This is a genomic window from Trinickia mobilis, assembly GCF_017315705.1.
Classification (GTDB): Bacteria; Pseudomonadota; Gammaproteobacteria; order Burkholderiales; family Burkholderiaceae; genus Trinickia_A; species Trinickia_A mobilis.
In genome coordinates this window covers 75,886-78,381 of sequence record NZ_JAFLRF010000024.1, presented here as the reverse complement: position 1 = coordinate 78,381, position 2,496 = coordinate 75,886, and the positions used below count along the sequence as shown (strand labels likewise).

The 2,496-nt window shown below is 62.5% G+C and carries 1 protein-coding gene; it reads left to right on the top strand.

Annotation, left to right across the window (positions count from 1 at the left end):
- Positions 1-2,496 (top strand): hypothetical protein (locus tag J3489_RS25875; protein WP_207002935.1); only part of this gene is annotated, 2,496 nt, incomplete at both ends.

The window sequence follows — 2,496 nt, the reverse complement described above, 5'->3', positions numbered from 1 at the left end:
GGGCTCGCCGAACCGGCGGCCGCCGCGCGGCTGAAGCATCTGCGTCAACCGCTGACCGATGTGCTGGCCAACGAGGACAACCTGCGCGAAGCGCAATCGCAAGACGCGCACTCGCTTCGCATCGACCGCATCCTGCACATCGAGATGTCTGTGGGGGAACTGCTGGCCTTTTTCCCTGAGTCGAGCCACGCGCAAGCGTCGGCGCGCGCGGCGGAATTGTTCGCCCGAGAATCGCTCCCCGCGGCCCCTGTCAACGACGTCTACCTTTATGCCCTGCAATATTCCCTGGCGAGCTGGATCGATCCGGACAAAATCAACATGCGTTCGCGCCGGCCGCTGGAAGCGCTGGCGGCCGTGCTGCATCGGCATCGGCAAACGCTGCCCGCCGACTTCTATCACGGCGTCAAGCTCACAGACCCAACGCACCTGCGGCTGGTGGACGAAGCGGCCCTGCTGTTCAACCACATCCAATATGGCGACATGCGCTTCGGTCTCCTCAATGGGCCAGACATACCAGCGCGTCTTCGCAATCCATTCCTTAGGATGATCTCCTCCGACCTGGAAAAGCAGAGGCAACTCGATGCGCTGCTCGCCTTGGCCGGCAACCAGACCGATATCCATTTCGACGGCTTCGCGGTGCGCAACGCGTTCAACCTGAATTTCGACGATCTGGCCAAGCGGCCGGCGCTGTATCGCGCTCCGGCATTGGCCGAACTCAGCGCAGCGCAAAGAACCGCGCTGCTGAAAGAGAAGTTCGCGGCCATCGGAGAGAGCGCTCAATACCGTATCGGTACCCCCCAACATTCGCTGGCCAGCACGGCGATCCGCGTGCTCGAGCATCAAGGCCAGCCCGTGCCGAAGCGCTTCGACAGCGATCGCGCCCTCCTTGAACAGTTCCAGAAAATAGAGAAAGACTGGGCTGAGAAGCGTCACTATCCGATCCATCCGCGACTGTTGTTCGCGCTTCATCTGGCGCATTCGCGCGGCGCGGAGATCGCCGGGAAAGATTGGAAAGCGCGTGCCTGGGCAAAGGCCGATCTGTCGACGATCTGGCCACTCTTGCTCACGAAATTGCCACGAACACTGATCCCGACGGATCCGGCGCAACAACAGAAAATGGCGCAAGAGTTTTTTCGGGGAAAACAGGCCCAGCTCAGGGATATTGCCACGGGCAAAATCCGCGCTTCCGAGCAAGAGACAGTGCGAGCCCATACATGGACCGTGATCTTCGCGGGACATGAAGTGATCGAAGGAGAGGACTGGCGGGCGAAAACCCGCGCGCTGCTGCGCTATGCCGGCGAAGCATTGCGCGCGTCGTATGGCACCCCCCCCCGGTTCGATCGCCGAGCGGCCGCCGCCGACATCCTGCGCACCCATGGCTTGAGCGACGCCGACTTGCAGCGAACATACGTGTATAGCATCATCGATTACGGAGATGGAGGTTTGATAACCCAGATTGAAAGACGCGGCACTCCGGTGGACGAGTTTTTGCAGCGAGCGGCCTTTGGCGGCCTCGCTTCCTCCCGGACGCAAACGCTTCCCGGCGGCAACAAAATCAATACCCGGCAGGAACTCAAACCGTACGAGGAGCGATTCAACCAGGGACTGCATCAAGACCCCTGGGTACGCGCCACCGCCCGAGAAAACCTCCGCAAGCGCCAAGCCCCGTTGACCGTTCCGAACATCGACGCGGCGGCAAAGCAAATCGCCGAGCGCTATCAGGTTCCGATAGAGCCAAGCGATTTCTCCTGGGACACCCTGATCGATTTCATCCCGGTGATCGGCCCGCTCTACGATATCGAGGAAGGCATTCGCCATCAGGATGCGACGCGCGCGATTCTCGGCACCTTCTTTCTTGGCCTGGACGCGCTTTTCGTCGGCTTCAGCGACGAAGCCGTCGAAGAAGGTCTGGAGATCGGCCTTACGACGGCCGCGCGATTGCCGGCCGGCGAGCGCGTCACGATGAACAGCGCCCGCGCAGTCATCGACGAGTTGGACATACCGCTGGAAGACCTCGTCGCCGATCCCGCCGCCATCGTCGCCGATCACGACCCGTTCGATCTCGCGCTGCCCGACGCCCAGGTGCCCGCCGAGCACCGCGCGCTGGCCGCTCGCGTTCGCGACGGCGAAAGCCATGTCCACTGGGGCAACCATCCGCTCGTGCATCTGCGCAACGAAGACCGCATCGTCCCCGTCGCGCATCGCGGCGGCTCGTACCACGAGATCGACTGGCTCACCGGCAAGCGGCGGCACGGCGTCCCGCTCATCGACCGCGATCGCGACACAGGAAAGTTTTATTCGCGGCTGGTCGGCCTGAAGGGCGGCATGCGCGCCGATGAGATCGAAGTGATGAACGTCAAGTTGTCCGAACGCTTCACGGTGCAAACCACCGAGCCGCTGCTGGCGCGCGCCGCCGATATCGACGAGCGCCCGTTTGCGGAACTGTTCGATCGGCACTTCACCATCTCGGTGCTCGACGCGGCCACCCGCTTCGAC